Source organism: Agromyces archimandritae (assembly GCF_018024495.1).
In the GTDB taxonomy this organism is placed as follows: Bacteria; Actinomycetota; Actinomycetes; order Actinomycetales; family Microbacteriaceae; genus Agromyces; species Agromyces archimandritae.
Genome location: NZ_CP071696.1, coordinates 3,428,374 through 3,453,307 on the forward strand (window position 1 = coordinate 3,428,374; position 24,934 = coordinate 3,453,307).

20 protein-coding genes, 1 tRNA gene and 2 pseudogenes are annotated in these 24,934 nt (G+C 65.2%); 17 read left to right on the plus strand and 6 right to left on the minus strand.

The window, feature by feature from the left end; genetic code table 11:
• The gene (locus G127AT_RS15820; protein WP_210898535.1) at nucleotides 1–279 is read right to left on the minus strand and encodes a DUF4031 domain-containing protein; all 279 of its coding nucleotides are present in this window, start codon (nucleotides 277–279) and stop codon (nucleotides 1–3) included.
• Between the two features lie 214 nt (nucleotides 280–493).
• Here G127AT_RS15820 and rplU point away from each other — a divergent pair, with 214 nt between their 5' ends.
• The 11 genes from rplU (at nucleotide 494) to G127AT_RS15875 (ending at nucleotide 8,105) form a co-directional block, all read left to right on the plus strand.
• On the plus strand, nucleotides 494–802 hold the full coding sequence (gene rplU / locus G127AT_RS15825) for a 50S ribosomal protein L21 (protein WP_210898537.1): 309 nt from the start codon (nucleotides 494–496) through the stop codon (nucleotides 800–802).
• A gap of 20 nt (nucleotides 803–822) precedes the next feature.
• A complete protein-coding gene (gene rpmA, locus G127AT_RS15830) occupies nucleotides 823–1,080 on the plus strand; it encodes a 50S ribosomal protein L27 (RefSeq protein WP_210898539.1) in 258 nt (85 codons plus the stop codon).
• Nucleotides 1,081–1,146: 66 nt separating this feature from the next.
• Complete coding sequence (obgE, locus tag G127AT_RS15835) at nucleotides 1,147–2,661, plus strand: GTPase ObgE (RefSeq protein ID WP_210898541.1); 1,515 nt, start codon at nucleotides 1,147–1,149, stop codon at nucleotides 2,659–2,661.
• On the plus strand, nucleotides 2,658–3,482 hold the full coding sequence (gene proB, locus G127AT_RS15840) for a glutamate 5-kinase (protein ID WP_210898543.1): 825 nt from the start codon (nucleotides 2,658–2,660) through the stop codon (nucleotides 3,480–3,482). The genes obgE and proB overlap by 4 nt, the downstream gene beginning before the upstream one ends.
• 45 nt (nucleotides 3,483–3,527) lie before the next feature.
• On the plus strand, nucleotides 3,528–4,793 hold the full coding sequence (locus G127AT_RS15845) for a glutamate-5-semialdehyde dehydrogenase (RefSeq protein WP_210898545.1): 1,266 nt from the start codon (nucleotides 3,528–3,530) through the stop codon (nucleotides 4,791–4,793).
• 58 nt (nucleotides 4,794–4,851) lie between these two features.
• Nucleotides 4,852–5,064 carry a hypothetical protein gene (locus tag G127AT_RS15850; protein ID WP_210898548.1) on the plus strand — a complete coding sequence of 71 codons (213 nt, stop codon included), beginning with the start codon at nucleotides 4,852–4,854 and terminating at the stop codon, nucleotides 5,062–5,064.
• Between the two features lie 5 nt (nucleotides 5,065–5,069).
• The gene (nadD, locus tag G127AT_RS15855) at nucleotides 5,070–5,669 is read left to right on the plus strand and encodes a nicotinate-nucleotide adenylyltransferase (protein ID WP_210898550.1); all 600 of its coding nucleotides are present in this window, start codon (nucleotides 5,070–5,072) and stop codon (nucleotides 5,667–5,669) included.
• Complete coding sequence (locus G127AT_RS15860) at nucleotides 5,666–7,033, plus strand: hypothetical protein (protein WP_210898552.1); 1,368 nt, start codon at nucleotides 5,666–5,668, stop codon at nucleotides 7,031–7,033. The genes nadD and G127AT_RS15860 overlap by 4 nt, the downstream gene beginning before the upstream one ends.
• Before the next feature lie 43 nt (nucleotides 7,034–7,076).
• Nucleotides 7,077–7,460, plus strand: a complete 384-nt coding sequence (gene rsfS / locus G127AT_RS15865) for a ribosome silencing factor (protein WP_210898554.1) — start codon at nucleotides 7,077–7,079, stop codon at nucleotides 7,458–7,460.
• A 91-nt stretch (nucleotides 7,461–7,551) separates the two neighbouring features.
• Nucleotides 7,552–7,627, plus strand: a tRNA-Ala gene (locus G127AT_RS15870).
• Between the two features lie 250 nt (nucleotides 7,628–7,877).
• Nucleotides 7,878–8,105 (plus strand): hypothetical protein, encoded by a 228-nt coding sequence (locus G127AT_RS15875; RefSeq protein ID WP_210898556.1) that lies wholly within the window; start codon nucleotides 7,878–7,880, stop codon nucleotides 8,103–8,105.
• 462 nt (nucleotides 8,106–8,567) lie between these two features.
• Here G127AT_RS15875 and G127AT_RS16410 read toward each other — a convergent pair.
• From G127AT_RS16410 to G127AT_RS15890, 4 genes and pseudogenes are all read right to left on the minus strand, one after another.
• Nucleotides 8,568–8,771, minus strand: a pseudogene (locus G127AT_RS16410) (recombinase family protein); the annotation flags it as partial.
• The gene (locus G127AT_RS15880; protein ID WP_210898558.1) at nucleotides 8,710–9,222 is read right to left on the minus strand and encodes a replication-relaxation family protein; all 513 of its coding nucleotides are present in this window, start codon (nucleotides 9,220–9,222) and stop codon (nucleotides 8,710–8,712) included. The gene G127AT_RS15880 and the pseudogene G127AT_RS16410, both read right to left, overlap by 62 nt.
• 43 nt (nucleotides 9,223–9,265) lie before the next feature.
• Nucleotides 9,266–10,617: pseudogene (locus G127AT_RS15885) on the minus strand (IS256 family transposase).
• A 38-nt stretch (nucleotides 10,618–10,655) separates the two neighbouring features.
• Nucleotides 10,656–10,997, minus strand: coding sequence for a hypothetical protein (locus G127AT_RS15890; RefSeq protein ID WP_210898560.1), 342 nt, complete (start codon nucleotides 10,995–10,997; stop codon nucleotides 10,656–10,658).
• 374 nt (nucleotides 10,998–11,371) lie between these two features.
• On the opposite strand from G127AT_RS15890, the gene G127AT_RS15895 reads away from it, so the two are divergent.
• From G127AT_RS15895 to G127AT_RS15920, 6 genes are read left to right on the plus strand one after another with little or no spacing between them, the layout of a single operon-like run.
• Nucleotides 11,372–12,937: a class I SAM-dependent DNA methyltransferase gene (locus G127AT_RS15895; RefSeq protein WP_210898561.1), complete on the plus strand. Its 1,566-nt coding sequence runs from the start codon at nucleotides 11,372–11,374 to the stop codon at nucleotides 12,935–12,937.
• On the plus strand, nucleotides 12,934–14,064 hold the full coding sequence (locus G127AT_RS15900; protein ID WP_210898563.1) for a restriction endonuclease subunit S: 1,131 nt from the start codon (nucleotides 12,934–12,936) through the stop codon (nucleotides 14,062–14,064). Before G127AT_RS15895 ends, G127AT_RS15900 begins: the two co-directional genes overlap by 4 nt.
• Nucleotides 14,061–14,798, plus strand: coding sequence for a TIGR02391 family protein (locus tag G127AT_RS15905; RefSeq protein WP_210898565.1), 738 nt, complete (start codon nucleotides 14,061–14,063; stop codon nucleotides 14,796–14,798). The genes G127AT_RS15900 and G127AT_RS15905 overlap by 4 nt, the downstream gene beginning before the upstream one ends.
• On the plus strand, nucleotides 14,798–17,938 hold the full coding sequence (locus G127AT_RS15910) for a type I restriction endonuclease subunit R (RefSeq protein ID WP_210898567.1): 3,141 nt from the start codon (nucleotides 14,798–14,800) through the stop codon (nucleotides 17,936–17,938). The genes G127AT_RS15905 and G127AT_RS15910 overlap by 1 nt, the downstream gene beginning before the upstream one ends.
• Nucleotides 17,935–21,630 (plus strand): YobI family P-loop NTPase, encoded by a 3,696-nt coding sequence (locus tag G127AT_RS15915; RefSeq protein WP_210898569.1) that lies wholly within the window; start codon nucleotides 17,935–17,937, stop codon nucleotides 21,628–21,630. The genes G127AT_RS15910 and G127AT_RS15915 overlap by 4 nt, the downstream gene beginning before the upstream one ends.
• 28 nt (nucleotides 21,631–21,658) lie before the next feature.
• Complete coding sequence (locus G127AT_RS15920; protein ID WP_210898571.1) at nucleotides 21,659–24,283, plus strand: TrlF family AAA-like ATPase; 2,625 nt, start codon at nucleotides 21,659–21,661, stop codon at nucleotides 24,281–24,283.
• Between the two features lie 210 nt (nucleotides 24,284–24,493).
• On the opposite strand, the gene G127AT_RS00005 is transcribed toward G127AT_RS15920, so the two are convergent.
• Nucleotides 24,494–24,814, minus strand: coding sequence for a transposase (locus tag G127AT_RS00005; protein ID WP_425305870.1), 321 nt, complete (start codon nucleotides 24,812–24,814; stop codon nucleotides 24,494–24,496).
• Nucleotides 24,815–24,934 lie beyond the last annotated feature (120 nt).

A 24,934-nucleotide genomic window follows, 5' to 3' on the forward strand; every position in this document is an offset into this window, starting at 1 on the left:
TCAGGCCTTCCGGGCGCGTCGCTGCCGCGGCGTGACCCGGAGGCCGCTCGCGGCGAGGCGCCGGACGAGTTCGCGCGTCGGCACGGGCTCGGCCCCGGCGGCCACGAGCTCGTCGTAGCGCTCGACGGGCACGTCGTAGTGGTCGAGGTCGAATGCGCGCGGCGGCAGCCCCTGGGCATCCGCGAACCGCCGCAGCTCCTCGATGGAGTCGTCGCTCACGAGGTGCGCCCAGAGCGTGCCGTGGGCGATCCACATGGGCGTATCGATGAGCACCGTCATGCGCCCGAGTCTAGGCCGCGACCCGACGCTCACCGCGTTTGACCGCCCATCGTCCTTCGAGTAGAATCGACCGTTGGTGCGTGTCGGCTTATCCCGATGCGTGCACACGGTTTTCTGGCAGTGATCGCCTCTCTCCCGCTGGGGCGCGCGCGCAGTGACACATCCAATTCGGCAGTCGGAGCCGTCAGAGGCTCCCCGATGTGAGGTATGAATAGTGGTTTACGCAGTAGTGCGCGCCGGCGGACGGCAGGAGAAGGTCGAAGTCGGCACCATCGTGACGATGGACCGCGTGCAGGCCGATGCGAAGGGCAACGTCTCGCTCCCGGCGGTGCTGCTCGTCGACGGTGACAAGATCACCTCCGACGCGGCGGCCCTCGCGAAGGTCACGGTCACGGCCGAGGTCCTCGAAGACCTGCGCGGTCCCAAGATCGTCATCCAGAAGTTCAAGAACAAGACCGGCTACAAGAAGCGCCAGGGCCACCGTCAGGAGCTCACGCGCGTCAAGGTCACCGGCATCAAGTAAGGCCGCAAGGAGAAGCAGACATGGCACACAAAAAGGGAGCGAGCTCCACTCGCAACGGTCGTGACTCGAACGCCCAGCGCCTCGGCGTGAAGCGCTTCGGCGGCCAGGTCGTCAAGGCCGGCGAGATCATCGTCCGCCAGCGCGGCACGCACTTCCACCCCGGGGCCGGCGTCGGCCGCGGCGGTGACGACACGCTGTTCGCCCTCGAGGCCGGCGCGGTCGAGTTCGGCGCCAAGGGCGGCCGCAAGGTCGTCAACATCGTGGCGGCCGGCGAATAACCGGACGTACCTTCGTGAGGGCGGGCTTCGGCTCGCCCTCACGTGTTTTCGAGGAGGGGATGGGCGATGGTCAGCTTCGTCGATGAGGTGACCCTGCACCTCCGCGCAGGCCACGGCGGTGACGGCTGCGTCTCGGTGCGCCGCGAGAAGTTCAAGCCGCTGGCCGGCCCCGACGGCGGCAACGGCGGCTCGGGCGGCGACATCGTGCTCGTCGCCGACCCGCAGGTGACGACGTTGCTCGCCTACCATCGGCGTCCGCACCGCTCGTCGCAGAACGGTTCGCCCGGCATGGGCGACAACCGTGCCGGCGCATCGGGCGAGGTCCTCGAACTCGCCGTCCCGGTCGGCACGGTGGTGAAGGACGCCGCCGGCGCCGAGCTGGCCGACCTCGAAGCGCCCGGCATGCGCTTCGTCGTCGCCGACGGCGGGCAGGGCGGCCTCGGCAACGCGGCGTTGGCGTCCCCGAAACGCAAGGCGCCCGGCTTCGCACTGCTGGGTACGCCGGGCTACGAGGGCGATGTGGTCCTCGAGCTGAAGACCCTCGCCGATGTCGCCCTCGTCGGCTTCCCCTCCGCCGGCAAGTCGAGCCTCATCGCGGCCATGTCGGCCGCGAAACCGAAGATCGCCGACTATCCGTTCACGACGCTGCATCCGAACCTCGGCGTCGTGCAGGCCGGCGAGCACCGTTTCACGGTCGCCGATGTCCCCGGCCTCATCGAGGGGGCGAGCGAGGGCAAGGGCCTCGGCCTCGAGTTCCTCCGCCACGTCGAACGGTGCGAGGCGCTGTTGCACGTCATCGACTGCGCGACCCTCGAGCCGGGCCGCGATCCGCTGAGCGACTTCGAGACGATCCGCGCCGAACTCGCCGCCTATCCCGTTCCCGAGGGGCAGACGCCGCTGCTCGAGCGCCCGCAGCTCGTCGCGCTGAACAAGATCGACGTGCCCGAGGCGCGAGAGCTGGCCGATTTCGTCCGCCCCGAGTTCGAGGCGATGGACCTGCCCGTCTTCGAGATCTCGACGGTGAGCCGCACCGGTCTGCGCGAGCTCGGGTTCGCCCTGGGCGAAGTGGTGGATGCCGCACGAGCCGCGAAGGCCGATGCGCCCGAACCGCCGCGCATCGTGCTCAGGCCCCGCGCCGTCGACGCCGCAGATTTCGTCGTGAAGGTCGAGGGCGGCAGCGCCGGCCCCGTCTACCGGGTGATCGGCACGAAGCCGGAGCGCTGGGTGGCCCAGACCGACTTCGCCAACGACGAGGCCGTCGGCTACCTCGCCGACCGTCTGGCGCGCCTCGGCGTGGAGGACGAGCTCGTGCGCGCCGGTGCGACGCCCGGTTCGACCGTCGTGATCGGCGCCGGTGCCGGGGTCGTCTTCGACTGGGAGCCGACGCTCACCTCCGCCGCCGAGCTCGTGACCGCCCCGCGCGGCACGGATGCGCGTCTGGACGAGAACCGGCGGGCGACCCGTGCCGAGCGTCGCAGCGAGTACCACGAGCGCATGGATGCGAAGGCCGAGGCCCGCGCAGAACTCGACCGCGAGCGCGAAGCCGGTATCTGGCGTGACGACGACGAGGAGGAGCGTTGAGCGATCGGCTCGAGCGGGGGGCGGTCGCAGCTGCTCGACGCATCGTCGTGAAGGTCGGATCCTCCTCGATCAGCGGCGACAACGCGGGCCAGATCGGGCCGCTCGTCGACGCCCTGGCCGACGCGCACGCGCGCGGCGTCGAAGTCGTCCTCGTCTCGAGCGGAGCGATCGCCACCGGGATGCCGTTCCTCTCGCTCGATGCGCGACCGGATGACCTCGCCACCCAGCAGGCTGCGGCATCCGTCGGCCAGAACATCCTCATCTTCCGCTATCAGGACGCGCTGCGCCGCTTCGGGATCGTCGCCGGCCAGGTGCTGCTGACCGCGGGCGACCTCGAGCACGAAACCGCGCGCAGCAATGCCCAGCGGGCGATGGATCGGCTGCTGTCGCTCAGGATCCTGCCGATCGTGAACGAGAACGACACGGTCGCCACGCACGAGATCCGCTTCGGCGACAACGACCGGCTCGCAGCCCTCGTCGCCCAGCTCGTCGGAGCGGACCTGCTGGTGCTGCTGTCGGACGTGGATGCGCTGTACACCCGCGACCCGCGGCTGCCGGGTGCCGAGCCCATCGACGTCGTGCCGTTCGGCGATGCCCTCGACGGCGTCGAGATCGGCAGCACGGGCCGGTCCGGCGTCGGCACGGGCGGGGCGGAGACCAAGGTGTCGGCGGCGCGCATCGCCGCCGAAGCGGGCGTCGGAGTGCTCATCACGGCGACCGGGAAGGTCGGCCGGGCATTGGCGGCCGGCGACGTCGGCACCTGGTTCGAACCCGGCGAACGGCCGGTGTCGACGATGACGGGCGGCATCCCCGTCATCTGAGCTCGTTCGGCGCTCGGCGCGCACGGCCGCCGCTACGCTTGCACCATGGCACCCGAGCTCGACCCCAGCGTCCTCGACATCCGTTTCGCAGCGGCCAAAGCCGCTTCTCGCAGGCTCGCGACGGCCACGAGCGATGAGAAGGATGCGGTGCTGCGTGCGCTCGGAGCCGGACTGCGCGAGCAGGGCGCGGCGGTCATCGCGGCGAACGAGCAGGATCTGGCCGCCGGCCGTGCGAACGGGCTGTCGGACGGCCTGCTCGACCGGCTCCGGCTCGATGAACGCCGGGTGGAGGCCCTCGCGACCGCGGCCGAGGACATCGTCGACCTGCCGGACCCCGTGGGCGAGGTCGTGCGCGGCAGCACGCTGCCGAACGGGATCCGCATCGAACAGCTCCGCGTGCCGCTCGGGGTCGTCGGGGCGATCTACGAGGCCAGGCCGAACGTGACCGTCGACATCGCCGCGCTGGCGATCAAGAGCGGCAACGCCGTGGTGCTCCGCGGCGGCTCGGCCGCCGAGCACAGCAACCGCGCCCTGCTCGGGGTGCTCCGCGGAGCGCTGGAGGCGGCCGGCTTCCCGGCGGATGCGGTGCAGACGGTCGACGACTTCGGCCGCGACGGCGCACGCGCGCTCATGCAGGCGCGCGGCCACGTCGACGTGCTCATCCCGCGCGGCAGCGCCGGGCTGATCCGCGCCGTCGTCGAGGAGGCGACGGTGCCGGTCATCGAGACGGGCGCCGGCGTCGTGCACATGTTCCTCGACGCGAGCGCCAGGGAGGACTGGGCGGTCGAGCTCGTGCACAATGCGAAGGTGCAGCGGCCGAGCGTGTGCAATGCGCTCGAGACGCTGCTCGTGCACCGCGACGCCGCCGAACGGCTCCTGCCGGCGGTCGTCGACCGCCTGGTCGAGGCCGGCGTGACCGTGCACGGCGACGAGCGCGTTCGCGCGATCCGCCCGGACGCGACGCCGATCGAGCCCGACGAATGGGCGACGGAGCATTTGAGCCTCGACCTCTCGGTCGGCATCGTCGACTCCCTCGACGACGCGCTCGAACACATCCGCCGCTACTCCACGAAGCACACCGAGGCGATCGTGACGGCGGACGTCGAGAACGCCGAGCGCTTCCTCGCGGAGGTGGATGCCGCCGCGGTGCTCGTGAACGCCTCCACCCGCTTCACGGACGGCGCGGAGTTCGGCTTCGGCGCCGAAGTGGGCATCTCGACGCAGAAACTGCACGCGCGCGGCCCGATGGGCCTGCCGGAGCTCACGAGCACGAAGTGGCTCGTCCGCGGCCGCGGGCATGTGCGCGGATGAGCCCGGCCGGCATGGGTAGACTGTCGGATGCGACATCCATGATTCGGAGGAACGGCGAATGAGCCTTGTGACCGCTGTTGTGCTGGCCGAGACGGTCCACGCGAGGGAGCTTCCCATGCCGGCGTGGGCGTTCGGCCTCGTCACCCTCCTGATCTTCGCCGTGCTCGGCATCGTCACGTACTCGTATCGCGACGTCGCCAACCGCCACCGCGCCAAGGCCGAGGCCTACGCGGCACGACACGCCGACAGCGGCGCGCACGGCGGCCACTGACTCGTATGGGCGGGCAGGCCCGGCGGCCGCGGATCGGGGTCATGGGCGGCACCTTCGACCCGGTGCACCACGGCCACCTGGTCGCGGCCAGCGAAGTCGCCCAGCACTTCGACCTCGACGAAGTCGTCTTCGTGCCGACGGGGCAGCCGGGCTACAAGCCCGGGGTCACCACGGCCGAGCACCGGTATCTGATGACGGTGATCGCCACGGCCTCCAACCCGCGCTTCACGGTCAGCCGCGTCGACATCGACCGGCAGAAGACGACCTTCACGATCGATACCCTGCGCGACATCCGGGCCGAGCGGCCCGAAGCCGAGCTCTTCTTCATCACGGGAGCGGATGCGATCGCGCAGATCCTGAACTGGAAAGACGTCGGCGAATTGTGGAGCCTGGCTCACTTCGTTGCTGTGAGTCGTCCGGGACATGTATTGACCATGACAGGATTGCCGGAGCAGGACGTAAGCTTGTTGGAGGTTCCCGCACTTGCGATCTCGTCCACGGACTGTCGTGATCGTGTGCGCCGGGGTTTCCCGGTCTGGTACCTGGTACCCGATGGAGTTGTCCAGTACATCTCCAAGCACCACCTCTATCGGAGGGTCGAATGACGTCGTGGCAAGACCCGCCGCTCACGCGCCGTGAACTGCGGGAGCGCGAACGCCTGCGCGAGCAGCAGGCCGCTTCGCAGACCCCGAATCCGTCGCAGCCCTCCGGTTCGGTGCCGACTCAGCCCTCCTATCCTCCGGCTCCCGCGGCCCGTCCGGCACCGCAGCCCGTGCCGAGCGGAGCACCCGCCTATGCGGCCCCACGCCCGACGGCGGCCCCCGGAGCGTACGCGGCCCCGGCACCGTCCTCGTTCGTGCCGCAGCCCGCACCGCAGACGCGCGCCCCCCGGCCGGCTCCCGCCACGCGCCAGCCGGCTCCGCAACCGCCGCAGCGCCAGCAGGCGCCCGCACAGCAGGCTCCGGTCCAGCAGCAGGCTCCGGTCCAGCAGGCCCCGCAGGCTCCGGTCCAGCAGGCCCCGATCCAGCAGATCCAGCGTCAGGCCGCACCGCAGCAGCCGGTGCGGCAGCCCCAGCAGGCACCGCAGCCCCAGCAGGCACCGCAGCGTCAGCAGGCACCGCAGCGTCAGGCGGCGCCGCAGCCGAGTCCGATGCCGTCGCGCGCTCCGGCGCAGACCGGACCCCGCCCCGTCCAGCCGGGTCAGCAGGCACCGTCCACCGGCCCGCAGCGTCAGGCCGCTCCGCAGGCACGGCCGGCGGCCGCCGGCCAGTGGGGGCAGGCTCCGCAGCCGGCCGCTCCGGCGCCGACGGCATCGGGCACGCCCGAGCGCACCCTCACCCGCCGCGAGCTCCGTGCGCTGCTCGAGGCGGCCGGCGAGGTCGACGAGTTCGACCTCGAGTTCGAGGACGGCATCGACGACCCGGTGGCGCCCGCGGCACCGGCCGCCCGCCCGCAGGCGGCCGAGGCGCCCGCCGCGCGCGGCACGGCGCCCGCGCCGGTTCGCCGGACGGGCCATTGGACCGATCAGCTCGACGCCCCCGAGCCGGCTTCGCAGCCCTTCGATCAGCTGCTATCTCGCGGTGGCGGTTTCGGGGGAGTGCCGAACACGACGAACGCGCTGATCCTCCCGTCGCTTCCGAACCACTCCGGGCTTCCGGGCTCGGGCGCGCCGATGACCGGGTCGATCGACCTGCCCTCCAGCTACAGCCTGACGGGGGCGCACCCCGACCACATCGATTCCTCGGAGGTGGATCGGCTCTTCGATCAGGCCGAGGACTCCACGGGCACCGGCGTCGCACCGGTCGCCGCGACGCGCGCCGTCAGCACGCAGGGCCCGCCCCGCACGATGATGGCGCCGCCGAAGCGCGAGGGCATGAACATGCCGCTCGTCCTCGGGATCACGGCGGGCGTGCTCGCGCTCGGCGTCGTCTCGAGTCTCATCATCGGATTCGTCGTGGGGATGTTCTGATCCGCGCGCCGATGACATTCGCACGCCGACCGGAAGAGAGCCGATGACCGCATCCGCCCGCGCCCGCGAGCTGACCGGGATCGCCGCACGCGCGGCCGACGCGAAAGGCGGTGAGGATCTCGTCGCGATCGACGTCTCCGAGCCCTTGCCGTTCGCCGACGTCTTCCTGCTCGTCACGGGGCGTTCCGAGCGCAACGTGCAGGCGATCGCCGACGGCGTGGACGAGGCCCTCGCCGAGGCCGGATCGCCGGTGCTGCGCCGCGAGGGGCGCCAGAGCGGCCGCTGGGAACTGCTGGACGCCGGCGATGTCGTCGTGCACGTCTTCCACGAGGAGGACCGCATGTACTACGGCCTCGAGCGGCTCTGGAAAGACTGCCCGCTCGTGCCGTTCGAGCTGCCCGCTCCGGCCCCGTCGACGGACGCGTAGCCGCATGAATGTGAGTCCGCCTCGATTTCGCGAGGAGGCCGGGGCTGGTGTACATTAGATGAGTTGCCCCGGCCGGGGCGGCGAAGAATACGGGTCTGTGGCGCAGCTGGTAGCGCACCTGCATGGCATGCAGGGGGTCAGGGGTTCGAGTCCCCTCAGATCCACCATAAGAGGCTTACTGCAATCGGCGTCCTCGTAAGCGCCGCCAGGCAGGTCAAGCCAGAGGTTCTGTAGTTCGGCCAGGTCGCCCTTCGGGGCGGCTTTTGGCGTTTCTGGGCCGGTGTGGCGCGCTGTCGCGGCCTGGGCCGTACTGCGTGTCACCTCGGGCGTTGCGCCCGCTATGAGGGCCTCCCAGCCGCGTTCGGCGGCGAGGAGTTCCCGTAGCGGCGAGCGGATGTCGTCTCCGACGACCTCGTCGTGGGCGACGTAGACGTGGGCGAAGATAGCCTGGTTGAGCTTGCGGCGGGTGGCCTCGCTGGCGTGGAGGTACAGCTCGTGGGGGTTCTCGAGCAGGTTCAGGTGCGCGTCGAGGAACGCTCGGCCGCTGGAGAGGTCGCCGTGGACTTGGCTGAGCTGTTCGGTGATGCGCTGCCGGTCGCGGGCTATCTCCCGGAGACGCTGCCGGATGCGCTCCTGCGGGAGTGAGCTGTCGGCGGCGAGGTCGAGGAGGTTGTCTTCCTTGGTCGCGAGCTGCGCCAGCTGATCCTCCAGGTTCTTGCGGAGCAACTGCTGCGCGGCGACCTGGTCGTTGAGCGCGGCTTCGATGTGGTCGCGGACAGCGGCGACGAACGCGGGGCTGAGGCGGATGGTCTTGTAGTGCTCGGCGATGGCGTCCTCGACGCGGTCGATCGAGGAGTATGGGGCGTCGCAGACGTGGTCTTGCACGCCTCGGCAGAAGAAGTACCCGTAGTCGGCGGTGCCGTGCCTGCCGGTGGTGCGCATGAGGATCATGCGGCGGTTGACGTGCTGTTCGAGGCGGCACTGGCCGCACCAGATGGTGCCTTTGAGGTAGTGGTCGTGTCGTTTGCGTCGTTCGCGGGCGTAGCCGCGCTCGTCCATGAGTTCTTGCACCTGGTTGAACAGATCCTCGGAGATGAGAGGTTCGTGCCGGCCAGGGTAGGTCTCGCCCTTGTAGCGGACTTCGCCGAGGTAGTAGCGGTCGCGGAGCATCTGCTGGATCTTCGAGTCGGAGATTGGCCCGGCCGGACGCCGTTGTGTTGGCCTGGTGCGAAGGCCCCGGTCGGTGAGTTCATCCGCGATGTCTTGGAAGGTCTTGTCCCTGGTGGCGTACAGCTCGAAGGCGAGCTTCACGAACGGTGCGCGTTCGGGATCGACCTTGACGGTGTTGATCTTCCGTCCGTCGATGTTTTCGGTGACGTTGAGGTAGCCGATGGGTGCGCGGCCGAGGGTGCCTGCGCCCGCCCTGGCCACGTCGGGCGCGGAGGAGGCGTTCTCCGGCGGCGGCGAGTTGCCATACGGTTTGGCCCGAACCACGGCCGCTGCCGCCCACACGCCGCCCGACGCGAGCGATGAGACCATGCTCCTCCAGGCGGTGCAGTACCCGGAGCGTGAGCCGGGTCGCTGTGGCCTGGGTGGCGAATCCCGGCTGCCCGCCCGGACGTGTGCTGACTGGGAACTCGAGGCGTTGGATGAGGCGGGTATCGAGCAGACGGAACTGTTCGAGGTCTTCGAGAATCCGCAGGTCGCGGTCAGTCAGGTGCAGCAGGAGTTCCCCGATCTTGTACGGCGTGCGCGGTGTCATGGAGCCTGTCAAGTTGTCTGTGTAAGCCGGTGACGGGTCGGGCTTACAGGTGGGGGTTGATGCGGTCGGGGTAGGCCAGGGCGAGTTGCTCGAGTGCGCGTTTCCAGTTCGTCGTGACGGGGCGCCCTCGACGAGCCGGCCCGAGGCCTTCCGTTTGCCGGCGGGCAGGCCCTTCTCCTTGGCTCGGTCGCGGGCGCGTTTGTCCTCGATGTTGCAGATCGCCAGCCAGAGCAGCTTGATCGCGGCGGCGTCGTTGGGGAAGTGGCCGCGGTTCTTGGTCACTTTCCGCAGTTGGAAGTTCAGTGACTCGATGGCGTTGGTCGTGTAGATCACCCGCCGCAACTCGGGCGGGAACGCCAGGAACGGCGTGAATCGCTCCCATGCGTCGCGGAACGCCTTGACGGCCGATGGGTAGCGGCGGCCGAGGTCCGAGGCCTCGAACTCGTCCAACGCGTCGCGGGCGGCGGCGTCGTTGACGGCCTGGTAGATCGGCTTGAGCGCGGTCGCGACGGCTTTGCGGTCGCCGTAGGACACGAAGCGCATCGCGGCGCGGATGAGGTGGACCACGCAGGTCTGCACCGTCGCTTCGGGCCAGGTCGCCGCGATCGCTTCGGGGAAGCCAGTCAGGCCGTCGCAGCACACGATCAGCACATCGCGCACGCCACGATTGGCCAGTTCCGCGCACACGGACGCCCAGAACTTCGCGCCCTCGGTGGCCTGCACCCAGATCCCCAGGACGCGCTTGAGGCCGTCCATGTCGACGCCGACGGCGATGTGGGCGGCCTTGTTGCGCACGTGCCCGCCGTCGCGGACTTTCACGATGATCGCGTCAAGGTAGATCACCGGGTAGAGCGCCTCGAGCGGGCGAGTCTGCCAGGCCAGGATCTCCTCGCCGATCTGATCGGTGATCTTCGAGATCGTCTCGTGCGAGAGCTCCGTGCCGATCGTGGACGCAAGATGATGCTGGATGTCGCGGATCGTCATGCCGCCGGCATAGAGCGAGATGATCACGCCGTCCAGACCGGCCAGGCGGCGAGTTCCCTTGGGCACCAGCATCGGCGTGAACGAGCCGTCGCGGTCGCGCGGGACACGCAGTTCGACGTCGCCGATCTCGGACGCGATCGTCTTGGGCGTCGATCCGTTGCGGGAGTTCGGGTACAGGGCTGCGTCCGCGTCGCCGCGCTCATAACCCAGATGCTCGGTCAGTTCCGCGTCCAGGCCGCGTTCGAGGGCAGCTTTCAGCAACCCGCCCAGCAGGCCCTGCTCGCCCGTGAGCGGCTCGCCCGCATCGATCTTCGCGAACAAGCCGTCCAACGCGCCCGACGCCTTCAACTGGTCGGCGATTTCCTGCTGACGGGCCCGACGCTCGTCACGCTCGGGACTCGGTTTGATCATGGACAAAGTGTCTCCTCCAGATATTCAAGCCACACGGCTCACACAGAACATCTGACACGCTCAAGCTCGACCCAGACGACCTTCTGCAGCACCGGATAGCGGGCCACGCCTGCCAGGACGTTGTCGATGCCGCGCTGGACGACGGAGAGCGCACCGCCCTTGGTGGTGATCTGGATCAGGAAGCGATGCGTGTTCCCTTTCCGCTTCGCGTGAGCGACAGATGCGGTGAGCTTCCGGTTGGTGACCTTCTCACGAGAGACGTGCTTGTGAGCACTGGCCTTGATCACCATCCACCAGAAGTAGAGATAGGTCAGGATCAGGAGCACCATTGCCCCGAACAGGAACCAGCCGACTGGCGTGAGATCGGGCGCGAGACGCACTACGCGCGGACTCCCGAATCACCCCCTCGTGAGGCGAGGATGCATGAATAGCTGGAGACGGTGTGGTGGAAAGTCAGACGCATTACTGTCCTGGAATATAACATGAATCGATTGCTGAGGCAATACTGAAAGCGCCTCTAGCCAGGCATTTATCCGTCGCTTTGCAATATTCCTATTCCGGCAAATTGCAAATTATGAGAGAATAGAAGGCAGATCGCAGCGTCCCGGTCGAGCCGTCCGGCTCCCGCCTGCGACAGCACGACCCGCCCGAGCGGCGCGGCACTCTAGCAGTGTCCGAGGCTGCCGGTACCGTGGGACACGGCACTATGAGCACAACTTAAGACGCGCCCTGCGGCGCAGAGGAGACCCACAGCATGGCACGCGCCGCGAAGCCGAAACCGACGAAGACACTCGAGCAGACCCTCTGGGAGGCTGCCGACAAGCTGCGCGGCAACCAGGAGCCGAGTGAGTACAAGCACGTCGTGCTGGGCTTGGTGTTCCTCAAGTACATCTCTGACCGTTTCGAAGAGCGACGGGCGATGCTGGAGGCCGAGCTGGCCGCGGAGGGTATCAAGCCGGAGCGGCTGCCAGGCTTCCTCGAAGACCGTGACGAGTACACCAGCCACAACGTGTTCTGGGTGCCGGAGCTTGCACGCTGGGGCTACATCCAGTCCGTGGCGAAGCAGCCCGAGATCGGGCAACAAATCGACCAAGCGATGGATCTCATCGAGAAGGAGAACCCGTCACTACGTGGTGTGCTCCCACGCAACTACGGGCGCGACGGTCTCGACAAGCGACGTCTGGGCGAGCTTGTCGACCTGATCGGCTCCATCGGCTTCACCGAGACCGACGACCACGGCGCCGACGACGTGCTGGGCCGGGTCTACGAGTACTTCCTCGGTCAGTTCGCGGGCAAGGAGACCGGTAAGGATGCCGGAGCGTTCTATACGCCGCGCTCCGTGGTGAAGACGTTGGTCGAGATGCTCGAGCCGTACAAGGGCCGCGTGTATGACCCTGCTGCTGGTTCGGGCGGCATGTTCGTGCAGTCGGCCGAGTTTGTGAAGGCGCACGGCGGCAAGCGCACCGACATCTCCGTCTATGGGCAGGAGTTCACCGACACCACGTGGAAGCTCGCGAAGATGAACCTCGCGCTGCGGGGCATCGAAGCCGACATGGGGCCGCGCTCGGCTGACTCGTTCACAGAAGACTTGCACCCTGACCTGCGCGCTGATTTCGTGATCGCCAACCCGCCGTTCAACGTCTCGGACTGGTCGGACGCGAAGCTCGCGGATGATCCTCGCTGGAAGTACGGCATGCCGCCGCATGGGAACGCGAACTTCGCGTGGGTACAGCACTTCATCCACCACCTCGCGCCGAACGGCACCGCAGGCTTCGTGCTCGCAAATGGCTCGCTGTCCTCCAAGAGCGGTGGTGAGGGTGAGATCCGGCGGAAGCTCGTCGAGGTGGGTCTGGTGGACTGCATCGTGGCGATGCCCGACAAGCTCTTCTTCAACACCGGCATCCCCGTTTCTCTCTGGTTTGTCTCAAAAGGTCGTGGCGGCAACGGACATCGCGAGCGGCGCGACGAAGTACTATTCATCGACGCGCGCAAGCTCGGCACGATGGAGAGTCGTCGCCTGCGCGTACTGGTCGACGACGACATTGCGAAGATCGCCGGCACCTACCACGCCTGGCGCAACCACGACGGCGGCTACGAGGATGTCCCGGGCTTTGCGAAGGCCGCCTCACTGGAAGAAATCACCAAGCACGACTTCGTGCTCACCCCGGGCCGCTACGTCGGCACCGCCGAAGCCGAGGCCGACGACGAACCGATCGACGAGAAGATCGACCGGCTCACAAAGGAACTCTTCGCAGAGTTTGAACGCGGACGGGAGCTCGAGGAAGAGATCCGTCGGCGACTGGAGATGTTGGAGTCATGACTCAGATCGCCCATCGCCCTATCGGTGAATTAACGTTGAACCTTGATCGGAAGCGCATCCCAGTCAAAGCTGCGGACAGGCGCCACGGTCCGTACCCCTATTACGGTGCCAGTGGAGTCGTAGACCACGTTGATGACTACCTCTTCGAAGGTCTTCATCTGTTGGTTGCCGAAGACGGCGAGAATCTTCGCAGCCGCAAGACGCCTATCGCGTTCTTAGCTGATGGACGCTTCTGGGTGAATAACCACGCGCACGTACTCCAAGGTAACGGCGATAACGACACGAGGTATTTGTCCTATGCGCTCGAGGCTATGGATATCTCCGGTTATGTAACCGGATCCGCGCAGCCGAAGTTGAGTCAGGCGGCGTTGGCAGCGATAGAGGTCCCGGCACTTCCGTTGAACGTGCAGCGCGCCATCGCCGCGACGCTCGGATCGCTCGACGACAAGATCGAGTCGAACCAGCGGGCGATCGGCGTGATGGAAGACCTTGCGCGTTCGACGTTCGAGCAGATCTTCGATCTAGACCAGGTCGATGGCGGAGTCGCACTATCTGACCTTGTCAATGTGAATCCCCAGCGCGTGCTGCGTTCGGGAACCCCTGCCACATACGTGGGTATGTCGTCGCTCCCGGAATTCTCAGCCGAGGTGTTCAAATGGGAGACTCGCGAAGCTGGATCTGGTCAGCGCTTCGTATTGGGGGACGTGCTCATGGCTCGTATCACTCCATGTCTCGAGAACGGAAAGACCGCAGTCGTCGACATGCTCAAACCTGACGAGGTCGGGTGGGGATCGACCGAGTACGTCGTGCTCAGCCCGGCCGGTTTGTTCTCGACGGCATGGATCTATTGCCTCGTACGGGACGAGCGCATACGAGACTTCGCGATTCGAAGCATGACAGGTACATCGGGTCGGCAGCGTTTTCAGGCGGATCGTTTTTCCCAGTATCGGATCGTCTCGCCGGCAGCTGCCGACTTGGTTCGGTTCAACACCGTTGTCGAGCCGATGTTCACGAGGATGACGCAGCTGCGAGACGAAAGCTTGAAGCTCACCGCCCTCCGCGACGCCCTCCTTCCCGAGCTGCTCTCCGGCCGCATCCGCGTCCGCGCCGAAGGAGTCGCAGCATGACGGGGATGAACGTCGAGTGGGCTGTTGCTGAGCTGGACAAGTTCATCGAGCAGACCGTGCTGACGAACAACAGCTATGTCGGCGACGGCGTAGTGTCGCTCTCCAACAAGTCCAGCACCGCGGCGACGGATGCCGAGGTGGCGCAGCAAGCACAGGTTGTGGAGAAGATCTTTGACCGGGTCGTGCCGAGCTGGCGCACGGATATCGAGTTGCGCAAGAGCAACCGCTGGACACGGCACCGTGAGGCGGCTATCCGTGCGAAGACAGAGCTGGCGCGTCAGGAGGAGATCCGCAAGAACCTTGGCGATGACGCGCCAGAGCTGTCGGCCGCGAAGCTGCATCCGTGGGTCTGGGGCGGTGCTTCGTCGCTGTGGCACTCGGGACACTTCCGCGAGGCCGTAGAAGGCGCGATTCGCAAGTTGAACGCCGAGACGCAGAACAAGCTCGATCGTCGTGATGTGAGCGAGACGGATCTCTTCAACCAGGCGTTCAGTGAGCAGCCCGCAGCTGCGAAGAATCCGCGTCTGCACCGTATGCCGGATGACGGCAGTAAGACCTTCAAGTCGGTACAGCGTGGGGCGCGCATGTTTGCCGAGGGTGTGTTTGCTGGTATCCGTAACCCGCTTGCTCATGAGGCTGACCAGGAGATGCCCGAGCAAAAAGCGCTGGAGTACTTGGCTGCGCTGAGCGTGCTGGCGCGCTGGGTGGATGAATCGACGTTGGAGGTTGCATAGTGAGCGCGTTCAACGAGAACACCGTCGAGCTGGCGGCGCTGGAGTACTTGGCGGAGCTGGGCTACCGCACCGTGCACGGTCCGAACATCGCTCCTGGCGAGCCTGGAGCGGAGCGCGACTCCTACGAGGAGGTGTTGCTCTGGGGCCGGCTTCATGCTGCGATCAGGCGGATAAATCCGGGGACTTCCCCTGCCCTTGTCGACGAGGCGATCAAGCGTGTGCGGCGTGCGGAGTCGCAGAGCCCGATCGATGAGAACTACCGCCTGCATCAGCTCATCACGGAGGGTGTTCCTGTCGAGCATCGGGATGCCGGCGGTGCGCTGCGGACGACCAGGTTGTGGCTGGTTGATTTCGAGCAGCCGGAGAACAACGACTGGGTGGCGATCAACCAGTTCACGATTGTCGAGAACGGCAAGAACCGGCGACCGGATGTTCTGGTGCTCGTCAATGGCATGCCGTTGGCGCTGCTGGAGTTGAAAAACCCGACTGCCGAGCACGCCACGTTGAAGTCGGCGTGGAACCAGGTGCAGACGTACCGGCAGGATATCCCGTCGGTGTTCGTGTCGAACGCCGTCACCGTGATCTCCGACGGCACGTCGGCGGCGATGAGCAGCTACGCCGGAGCGTTTGAGCACTATGCGCCGTGGAAGACCATCGAGGGCCGAGAGGTCGTGAGTGATCGCCCGGCACTTGAGGTGCTCATCAAGGGGGTGTTCGAGCCGAAGCGGTTCCTTGACATCGTCCAGAACTTCGTCGTTTTCAGCGATGAGACCGCTACTGACAAAGCCACCGGGCAGCCGACCCGGGTGTTGGTAAAGCGTGTGGCGAAGTACCACCAGTACTGGGCGGTGAATGCGGCTGTCGAGTCGACTGTGCAGGCGTCCCGGCCTGATGGTGACCGTCGTGGAGGTGTGGTCTGGCACACCCAGGGCTCGGGCAAGAGCTTCGAGATGGTGTTCTACGCGGCGAAGATCATGCGTGACCCGCGCATGGCGAATCCGACGCTCGTGTTCATCACCGATCGCAACGACTTGGACGACCAGCTGTTCGGGGAGACCTTCGCCCCGGCGCGCATCCTGCCGGAGACCCCGGTCCAGGCTGCGACTCGCACTGACCTGCGGACGAAGTTGAAGCGCGCGTCGGGCGGAATCGTCTTCACGACGCTGCAGAAGTTCGCTCCCGGTGAGGATGGCGATGCCAACCCGGTGCTGACGGATCGTCGCAACGTCGTCGTGGTGGCGGACGAGGCGCATCGCAGCCAGTACGGCTTCGGAGAGACGCTGGATCGTCACGGACGCTTGCGCTCAGGCTTGGCGAAGCACATGCGAGATGCCCTGCCCGGCGCCACCTATCTAGGCTTCACCGGGACACCGATCGAGTCGAACGACAAGTCCACTCGATCGGTGTTCGGTGACTACATCGACGTCTATGACCTCACGCGTGCGGTCGAGGACGGCGCGACGGTGAAGATCTTCTACGAGTCTCGCCTGGCGAAGCTCGACCTGTCCGACGACGACCTGGCCGCGCTCGACGAGCTGGCGGACGAGATCACCGAGACCGTCGAAGAGGATGCCGCGACGGCGGCGAAGTCCCGCTGGTCGCGCTTGGAAGCCATCGTCGGAGCCGACTCGCGGCTCGACCTGATCGCCCACGACATCGTCAAGCACTGGGAGAAGCGGCGCGAGGCGTTGTTCGGTAAGGGCATGATCGTCACGATGAGCCGCCGCATCGCGGTGCGGCTCTACGAGAAGATCGTCGCGCTCCGCCCCGACTGGCATTCGGACGATCCCGCTAAGGGCAAGATCAAGGTCGTCATGACCGGCTCGGCAGCGGACCCGGCCGAGTTCCAGCCACACATCCACTCCAAGGACGTCCGCAAAGACCTTAAGCTCCGGGCGAAGAACCCCGACGACGAACTCGAGCTGGTGATTGTCCGCGACATGTGGCTGACCGGCTTCGACGCGCCGTCTATGCACACGATGTACGTCGACAAGACCATGCAGGGCGCTGGGCTGATGCAGGCCATCGCCCGCGTCAACCGCACCTTCCGGGATAAGCCCGGCGGCCTCATCGTCGACTACATCGGCGTGTTCTCCAACCTCCAGGCGGCCCTCCAGGAGTACTCACCCTCTGACCGTGACCAGGCCGGCGTACCGATCGACGAGATGGTCGCCGTCATGCTGGAGAAGCACGACATCATCCGGGGACTGCTGCACGGCGTCGACTACGACTCCTCGCCGACACTCACCGCCTCCCAGCGCCTGGCGGAGTACGCCAAGGTGCTCGACTTCGTCATGGCTGACCCCGACCGCACCAAGCGCTTCAACGACCAGGTGTTGGCGCTGGCCAAGGCGTTCGCGCTCGCTGGAGCGCGCGACGAGGCTGCCGCGATTCGTGATGATGTGCGCCTGTTCACCGACGTGCGTGCGGCCATTCTGAAGATCCAGAACCCCGACTCCGGACGAGGCGGCTCTGGGGCGGTGGAGATCGATACGGCGCTCGGGCAGCTGCTCAATGAGGCGGTTGCTGCCGACCAGGTCGTCGACATCTACAAGCTGGCTGGTGTCGAGACACCGGAGCTGTCGATCCTGAGCGATGAGTTCCTCGACTCGCTCGCGGAGAAGGACAAGCCGAACCTCCAGATGGGGCTGCTGCGACGCCTGCTCAACGACCAGATCCGCACCGTGCAGCGCACCAACCTCGTACAGGCACGGAAGTTCTCCGAGCTGCTCGATGAGGCGATCAATCGGTACACGAACCGATCGCTGACGACGGCGGAGATCATCGCGGAGTTGGTGAAGCTCGCCAAGCAGATGCGCGACGACCAGCAGCGGCATGACAAGTTGGGACTGCGGGAGGACGAGGTCGCGTTCTATGACGCCATAGTCCAGAACGACGCAGCCGTGCTGGAGCTTGGCGACGAGGTTCTCAAGGAGATCGCGCAGAAGCTTGTCAAAGCAGTTCGGGAGTCCGCGACGATCGACTGGAATCTCAAGGACTCTGTCCGTGCCACCATGCGCACTAAGGTGCGCCGCTTGCTGGCGCGCTACGACTATCCGCCTGATGCTGAGGCCAAGGCGATCGAGCTGGTGCTGGAGCAAGCTGAGTTGTTTGCTAAGGGGGAGGTATCGGAGGGATGAGCCACGTCCCGAAGGAACCGATCGAGAAGTCTAAGTGGAGCCTCATCCCACTCACCCCTGAGTACCTCGAAGCTGAGCACAGTGGCTACGTCTTGGCACTTGATGCTGCACTTGAAGACGATGAGATTCGTAACATCGCGCTGTCCGGCAACTACGGCGTCGGCAAGAGCAGCATCTTGCGGGAGCTGGGGAAGCGACTTGACGGCCGCGTTGTCGAGCTCTCGCTGTCGACGCTTGCGCCGATCGAGGTATCAAAGCTTGACGAGTCGGTACCTATCCAGGCGACGACCCCGACCAATCGCATCCAGCAGGAGATCGTCAAGCAGCTGCTCTACCGAGAGGATCCCAGCAAGACTCCTGCATCCCGGTTTCGCCGGATCGAACGCTTCCAGTGGTGGAGAGAACTCGGCACTGCCGCCCTGTTGGGCCTCGCTGTTGCCGTCATCTTCCTGCTGACCGGGTGGACCGCACAGATCGCGGCCACCTTTACCGCGCTGAACGATCTCGGGGTCTGGACGCACCTGATCGTTTGGGTCGTGGCGGCTGCCGCAGCGTTACTGGTGCGTTGGTTGTTCTACGGGAAGCTCCGCATCAAGCAGCTGTCTGCCGGCGCAGCGACCGTCACACTCGATGACAGCTCTGTGTCGTACTTCGATCAGTACCTGGACGAGATCGTCTACTTCTTCGACGTGTCGGATCGCGACGTCGTCATCTTCGAAGACATCGACCGGTTCAACGACTCACACATCTTCGAGACGCTGCGCGCACTCAATACCTTGCTCAACGCCTCACCACAGATCGAGAAGCCTGTCCGCTTCATCTATGCGATTAAGGACAGCATCTTCGACCGAATCGGGCTGGAAGCGGAAGGGCGCAAACTCGAGACCGGCGTGCTCGCAATCGCAGATCCTGCGCAGGCCGAGGCGGTGCGCGCGAACCGCACCAAGTTCTTTGATCTCGTGATTCCGGTGGTGCCGTTCATCACGCATCGCAGTGCTCGGAACCTGGCGACTCAGTTGCTGGGCGAGATCGAGCACAAGGTGGAGCCGGAACTGCTCGACCTGGCTGCACAGTACGTCCCTGACATGCGGCTGCTGAAGAACGTCCGCAACGAGTTCATCGTATTCCGCGATCGGATCTTCTCAGGCGACGGTGAGCAACTCGACCTGAGTGAGACTGACCTGTTCGCGATGATGCTCTACAAGAGCACCCACCTCACAGACTTCGAGACAATCCGACTCGGCAAGAGCAATCTGGACACCCTCTACAAGCTCAATCGCGAGCTGGTGACTGAAAATATCAAGCGGCTCGAACGCGAACGTCGTGGGCTTAGTCAGAGGCTTGCACGCAAGAACATTGCGCAAGCGCGTAGCGATCGCCTTGGTGCTTCGTTGATTGCGCACCTTGAACGAACCGCGACTTCGGCGGCGGTGCTCGGAACACGACGACGGAACGGAGTGTCGTCGTCGGTCGATGGCGCCGCAACGTCCGATGCCGACCTGCGCTCAGTGGACTTCTGGGCATCGTTCGTCGCTGCCGACGGGGATCCGGAACTACGTCAGCAAATGTCATCGGGGAATCAGCTCAGGTTCTCTCGATCCAGCCTCTCGGCTGTCCTCGGCGATCCACTCGACGCCGACAGTTGGGATGATGCCGATCACGAAGCCTTGACGGAGCAGATCCAGGAAAAGACAGACGCGATCAACTTCCTGCGCGGTGCGGACATGGGTGATCTGATCAAGCGCCCAGAGTTTATTGTCATGTTCAAGGAACTCGACACGACTGCGAGCGAAGGTACGCCTGCGACCTACAAGGAGACGAAACAGTCGCTTGAGTACGTCGCCAAGGCACTGCTCAAGCCCGGCTTGGCCTACCAGCTTGTTCGGGCCGGACACATCAACCGCAACTTCACGCTATATACCTCGACGTTTCACGGCGACCGCGTAAGTCCATCGGCGACGAACTTCATCATCCACCACGTCGAGCGAGACCTGATGGATGCGCACTTTGAACTTGGCCCGAAGGACGTCGATGCCGTCGTCCGGGAGCGTGGCAGGAGCGCGCTGAAAGAGCCAGCGCTCTACAACATTGCGATCCTCGACCGGCTCCTTGCGACCGACGTTGATCCAGCCGACATCATGATTCGCTCGCTGGTTGGCCTGGGAGAGAGCCAGACGCAGTTCCTGCAGGCGTACCTGACAGCCGGTGAGCAACGCGCACAACTCGTCCAGCGGTTTGTGACGATGTCGCCGAGAACGCTTATCTACTTCGTGAACCAGGCGGAACTGGACGAAGCTTCGCAGCTAGAACTAGTGGACGTTGCACTGGCGAATCTGTCATCGTCGGCGCAGCGCACGGACGCACGGGTCGTTGATTATCTGCGAACGCACTACGCGGAGTTCTCCGTTCTCACGAACGACGGGACGTCCGCCCAGGCAGAGCGAGTTGGGTCGCTCTTCGCTGAGGCGAGCATCACGCTGCCTAGCCTGACGCCGCTCTCGGCAAGTGTCCGTCCGTCGTTCGTTTCGCGCAGCCTGTATGACATCACGCATGAGAACTTGGCCATCGCTATTGGCAATGAGGGGACTGTGGCGCTCGACGTCATTCGAGCGGCGGACAAGACGGTCTATGACTACGTGCTCGAACACGTGGGTGCGTATCTGGATGCGATCGAGAACCTCTCGGCGACGGTCGATGCAGGTGAGCAGTTCATCGCTGTGCTTGAGGATCTACTCGAGCAAGGGGTGCCTCGTCTGGCCGACGTGGTTGAGCGTGCTGCGTCAGGGTGTCAGGTCGTCGATCTTGATGCCATCTCCGAGGGAGCCTGGCCGGCGTTGGCTATGCATCAGCGATTCCCCGCAACGTTCAAAAACGTCAGCCGATACGTTGCCGCTCTTGGAGTCGATGTCCGCCTCGCTCCGCTGCTAGCTGCAGCAGGCGCGCTCACCGAGGCTGTGTCGGCTGACGAGGACGAGAAGACCACGTTGGCGACCACCATTCTTGCGGCGCGGGAGCAGTTACCTACCACAACGCTGCGCGCGGACCTTGTTGCGAGCTTGGAGCTGGGTAGCTACATCGATGTTGAGGAGATTGCTGCCGAGACGGGCGACCTGTTCGCGTTGCTGCTCAAGCACGACATCATCTCGGACACCGCGGAGTCATACGAGCACCTTGCGGCGACTGATTGGCCGACGCGAAAAGCGTTCATCCTTGAGTCGCAGACGTTCGCAAGCTACATGACGCCGGAGCTGGTGCAGCCGGATCTGACGGTGCTCCTCGCCGACAATGAAATCGATGCGGCGATCAAGCGGGTGATCGTCGAGCAGTCTGAAACATACGCCGAGGTCGCTGGGCAAAGGGGGCTTAACGAACTTGCGCGACTCGCAGTGCAGGATCGGCACACTATCCCGTCCGTCGTCGTGCAGAAGATGGCGCAGGGCGGTGCTTCCGCGCAGTATGTAGTTCCCCTCCTCGAACCTCACCTTGAGGCCCTTGCGCGCGCAGACCTCTTCGCGATCTTGCAGTCGCTGGGAGGCGACTATTCGAAGTTGACCACGGTGGGACGCACCGCCCTGCACATCGCGAATACCCCCGCAGACCGAGCCCTACTTGAGTGCTTGAAGGGTCACGGAACCGTCAGCTCGTATGACCCAGATGTATCGCCTATCAAGGTGAACAGGAGGCACAAGTGATGTGCATTTGCAGGCTGCGAGGACAGAGATGAGCGGGAAGACAACACATGGAGCACGGTGGGTGCGAGCCGCACTCCAGGTGAACCCCTACGAATACCAGGGGAAGAACGCGCCATCGGCCACGTACAACACCGAGGCTGACTACAACAAGGCGCTACTCGACGAGTGCGAAGCGCAGGGCATCGAGTTGCTTGCGGTCACTGATCACTGGAAGGTCGACTCCGCACTCCAGCTCATCCGCGACGCAGCCGTTCGGGGCATCGTTGCCCTTCCCGGCTTCGAGGCTAACTCCGACGAGGGCATCCATATCCTCGTGATTTTCGAAGCGGGTACCAATGCAGCGACGATCAACGCCGCGATCGGGATGTGCGGGGTCTCGCCCGGCTGCGCCAACGGGACCACCGGTGAGTCGTTCACCGACATCCTCGAGAAGATGACCACGCAGGGCGCCCTCGTGATTCCTGCCCACGTCAACGTCCCAAACAGCGGCCTCCTGACCGGCCGCGCTGGACAGCCACTCGTCACCAAGATCAAGCACCCGGATCTTCATGCACTCGGCATCACGCCGAGCCAACCCAATGGCACAGACCAGACGGCGATCCTCAACGGCACCAAGCCCTACGACAGGGCTCACCCGCTTGCCGCGATCCATGCCGACGATGTGACGAAGCCCTCCGCCCTCCAGAGCGAGGGCGCGAGCTGCTGGTTCAAGGTCAGTCGCCTTTCCGTGGACAGTCTCAAGCTCGCCGTCCGAACTCCTGAAACCCGAGTCTCGCTGGAAGACCCCGCGACCGAGGCGCGCCCCGCCCTGAAGGAGATCTCGTGGGTCGGCGGCTTCCTGGACGGCGTGACGATCCCGCTCTCGACCGATCTCACGACACTCATTGGCGGACGAGGAACCGGGAAGTCGACCGCCATTGAGAGCCTCCGATTCGTGCTGGGGCTCACTCCGATTGGTGCAGAGGCGAAGCGAGACCATGACGGCATCGTGAACGGCGTGCTCAAGTCAGGCACCGTGGTGAAGCTGCTTGTCGAGACCACCTCGCCGTCGGTGCGCACATTCACCATCGAACGCTCTGTCAACAACCTTCCGGTCGTGAAAGATGAGAGCGGTACTGCCACCAACCTGCGGCCAGTCGATGTCATCGCAAACGTGGAGATCTTCGGACAACACGAGCTCGCCGAGCTGACGAACGACAGCTCGAAGGTCGCGAGCATGCTGCAGCGGTTCCAAGGGAGTGGCGAGCTGACCGCTGAGCATGTCGAAACTCTGGCGAAACTCAAGCTGAATCGAGAGAAACTGACTCGTGCAGAGGAGGGACGAACCCAGCTCGAAGACGAGCTCGCAGACATCCCTCGGCTTGAGGAGCAGGTGCGGCACTACACCGACACGGATGTGCCGACTCGCCTCAAGGAAGTCACGCGACTCACCCAGGACGAAGCGGTGTTCACCGAGGCAACGGCGCGCGTGGCCACAGCTCAGGAATCGCTAACGGCGCTCACCGACCCGCAGCTGATCACAAAGCTGGAGGCCGCGTTCGAGAACATTGACGACTCACCCAGATCTGACTATCTCAAGCGCGCTCAGGCTGCGTCTACGGCACTGGCCGCCAAACTGACTGCCCTTGCGACTGAGGCCCGCACAGCGCTTGACGCGGCATCCTTGGAGATCGAGACAGCGAAGACCGAATGGTCAGACGCAGTTCGCGAGCAGCGCGACGAGCACGATGAGGTGCTTCGCAAGCTCGTGGAGGAGGGGCTGGAACCCAACAAGTACCTCGACACGACCAGAGCGCTGGAGACGTTGAAAGCAAAGGAGTCTCGACGCGCTGGTATCGCAACGAGCCTCCGAGGCCTGCAAACCGAGCGGGACACCCTGCTGCAGGCGCTCGCAGGCCACGAGAACGACCGGGCACGAGAACTGACCGAAGCGATCCGTGCCGCGAACGACGCAACTGGCGGCGTCGTGATCGTGAAGCCCGTCCCCGCGTCGGATCGGAAGCACATCAAGTCGTTGATCGACCAGTCCATCTCCGGCCAGCGCAATCGCATCATGGCGGCTATCGAGCAGGACAACTTCTCAACGCGAGCCTTCGTGGAGGCGGCACGAGCCGGCGAGTCTGAGCTGAGTGCACAGTTCTCGATCACCGGCGCACAGGCGCGATCTCTGATCGAGGCCAGTGAGCCCCTTTTCCGCCAGCTGGAGGAGCAGTCGGTTGGGCAAGCTGTGGAGGTGCAGCTGGACGTGCAGGCAGGAACCGGCACACGCGAGTTCAAGAAGATGGACGATCTGTCGAAGGGCCAGCGTGCGACCGCACTGCTCCTTCTCTTGCTCGGTGCATCGAACGCTCCGCTCGTGATCGACCAACCTGAGGATGATCTCGACAACCGATTTGTTTATGACGGCATCGTCACCAACCTTCGGAGCCTCAAGGGCAAGCGTCAGATCATCGCGAGCACCCACAATGCGAACGTTCCAGTGCTTGGGGATGCTGAGTTGATCGTGGCTCTCGAAGGAGATGGCCAGAACGGCCGTGCTGCAGCGGACGGGATCGGCTCCCTGGACGATGTAGCCATTCGTTCCCACGTTGAGAACGTGCTCGAGGGCGGGCCAGCAGCTTTCAACGCTCGCCAACACCTTTACGGGTTCTAGCGTGAGTTCCGGTCAGTGCCGTCCATGTGAGTCACGCGTCGCTATGCCGCTTCGTAGAAGCATCGCGCGGATCGTTGTTGCGTCGAACTCGAGCTGCGCGCCGACACTCGCAAGCGAGAGGCCAGACTCATAGAGGCGTGCGGCCATGTCGACTTGGCTCGGGCTCATGCCCTTCGGCCGTTTCGGGGCTCTTCGGACATCCGGTGGGGGTCATGGGGTGAGGCCGCCGGCGGCGAGGAGCATGCGGAGCCGGTAGTTGTGTCGATTGCGGTAGCCGCGGGCCAGGCGCCGGTGGAGCTCGATGATGCCGTTGACGGCTTCGGTGCCGCCGTTGGACGTGCGGGCGGTGGTGAAGTACGCCAGGAACGCGTCGCGCCACCGGCGGAGGGTGCGGCCCAGGCGGGCGATCTCGGGGATCGGGCAGGTGTGGAACGAGTCGAGGACCTGCTCGGCGATCCGTCGTCCCTCTGCGAGATCCTTCTGGTGGTATGCAGAGCGCAGCTGCTGCGCGCACTGCCAGGCGACGAACACCTCCTCGTGCGCAGGATGTGCTTCGATCGCTTTCGCGAGGCGGGAGCGCTGCTTGTCGGTGAGGTTCTCGGCTCCGGCGCGGAGGATGGTCTGGATCCCGTAGAGCGGGTCGCCTTTGCG

Bases quoted from the DNA above. Each gene is read 5' to 3' on its own strand.
- G127AT_RS15820 (WP_210898535.1), bottom strand. From the start codon at position 279: ATGACGGTGCTCATCGATACGCCCATGTGGATCGCCCACGGCACGCTC.
- rpmA (WP_210898539.1), top strand. From the start codon at position 823: ATGGCACACAAAAAGGGAGCGAGCTCCACTCGCAACGGTCGTGACTCG.
- obgE (WP_210898541.1), top strand. From the start codon at position 1,147: ATGGTCAGCTTCGTCGATGAGGTGACCCTGCACCTCCGCGCAGGCCAC.
- G127AT_RS15845 (WP_210898545.1), top strand. From the start codon at position 3,528: ATGGCACCCGAGCTCGACCCCAGCGTCCTCGACATCCGTTTCGCAGCG.
- G127AT_RS15850 (WP_210898548.1), top strand. From the start codon at position 4,852: ATGAGCCTTGTGACCGCTGTTGTGCTGGCCGAGACGGTCCACGCGAGG.
- nadD (WP_210898550.1), top strand. From the start codon at position 5,070: ATGGGCGGGCAGGCCCGGCGGCCGCGGATCGGGGTCATGGGCGGCACC.
- G127AT_RS15860 (WP_210898552.1), top strand. From the start codon at position 5,666: ATGACGTCGTGGCAAGACCCGCCGCTCACGCGCCGTGAACTGCGGGAG.
- rsfS (WP_210898554.1), top strand. From the start codon at position 7,077: ATGACCGCATCCGCCCGCGCCCGCGAGCTGACCGGGATCGCCGCACGC.
- G127AT_RS15880 (WP_210898558.1), bottom strand. From the start codon at position 9,222: ATGACACCGCGCACGCCGTACAAGATCGGGGAACTCCTGCTGCACCTG.
- G127AT_RS15895 (WP_210898561.1), top strand. From the start codon at position 11,372: ATGGCACGCGCCGCGAAGCCGAAACCGACGAAGACACTCGAGCAGACC.
- G127AT_RS15900 (WP_210898563.1), top strand. From the start codon at position 12,934: ATGACTCAGATCGCCCATCGCCCTATCGGTGAATTAACGTTGAACCTT.
- G127AT_RS15905 (WP_210898565.1), top strand. From the start codon at position 14,061: ATGACGGGGATGAACGTCGAGTGGGCTGTTGCTGAGCTGGACAAGTTC.
- G127AT_RS15915 (WP_210898569.1), top strand. From the start codon at position 17,935: ATGAGCCACGTCCCGAAGGAACCGATCGAGAAGTCTAAGTGGAGCCTC.
- G127AT_RS15920 (WP_210898571.1), top strand. From the start codon at position 21,659: ATGAGCGGGAAGACAACACATGGAGCACGGTGGGTGCGAGCCGCACTC.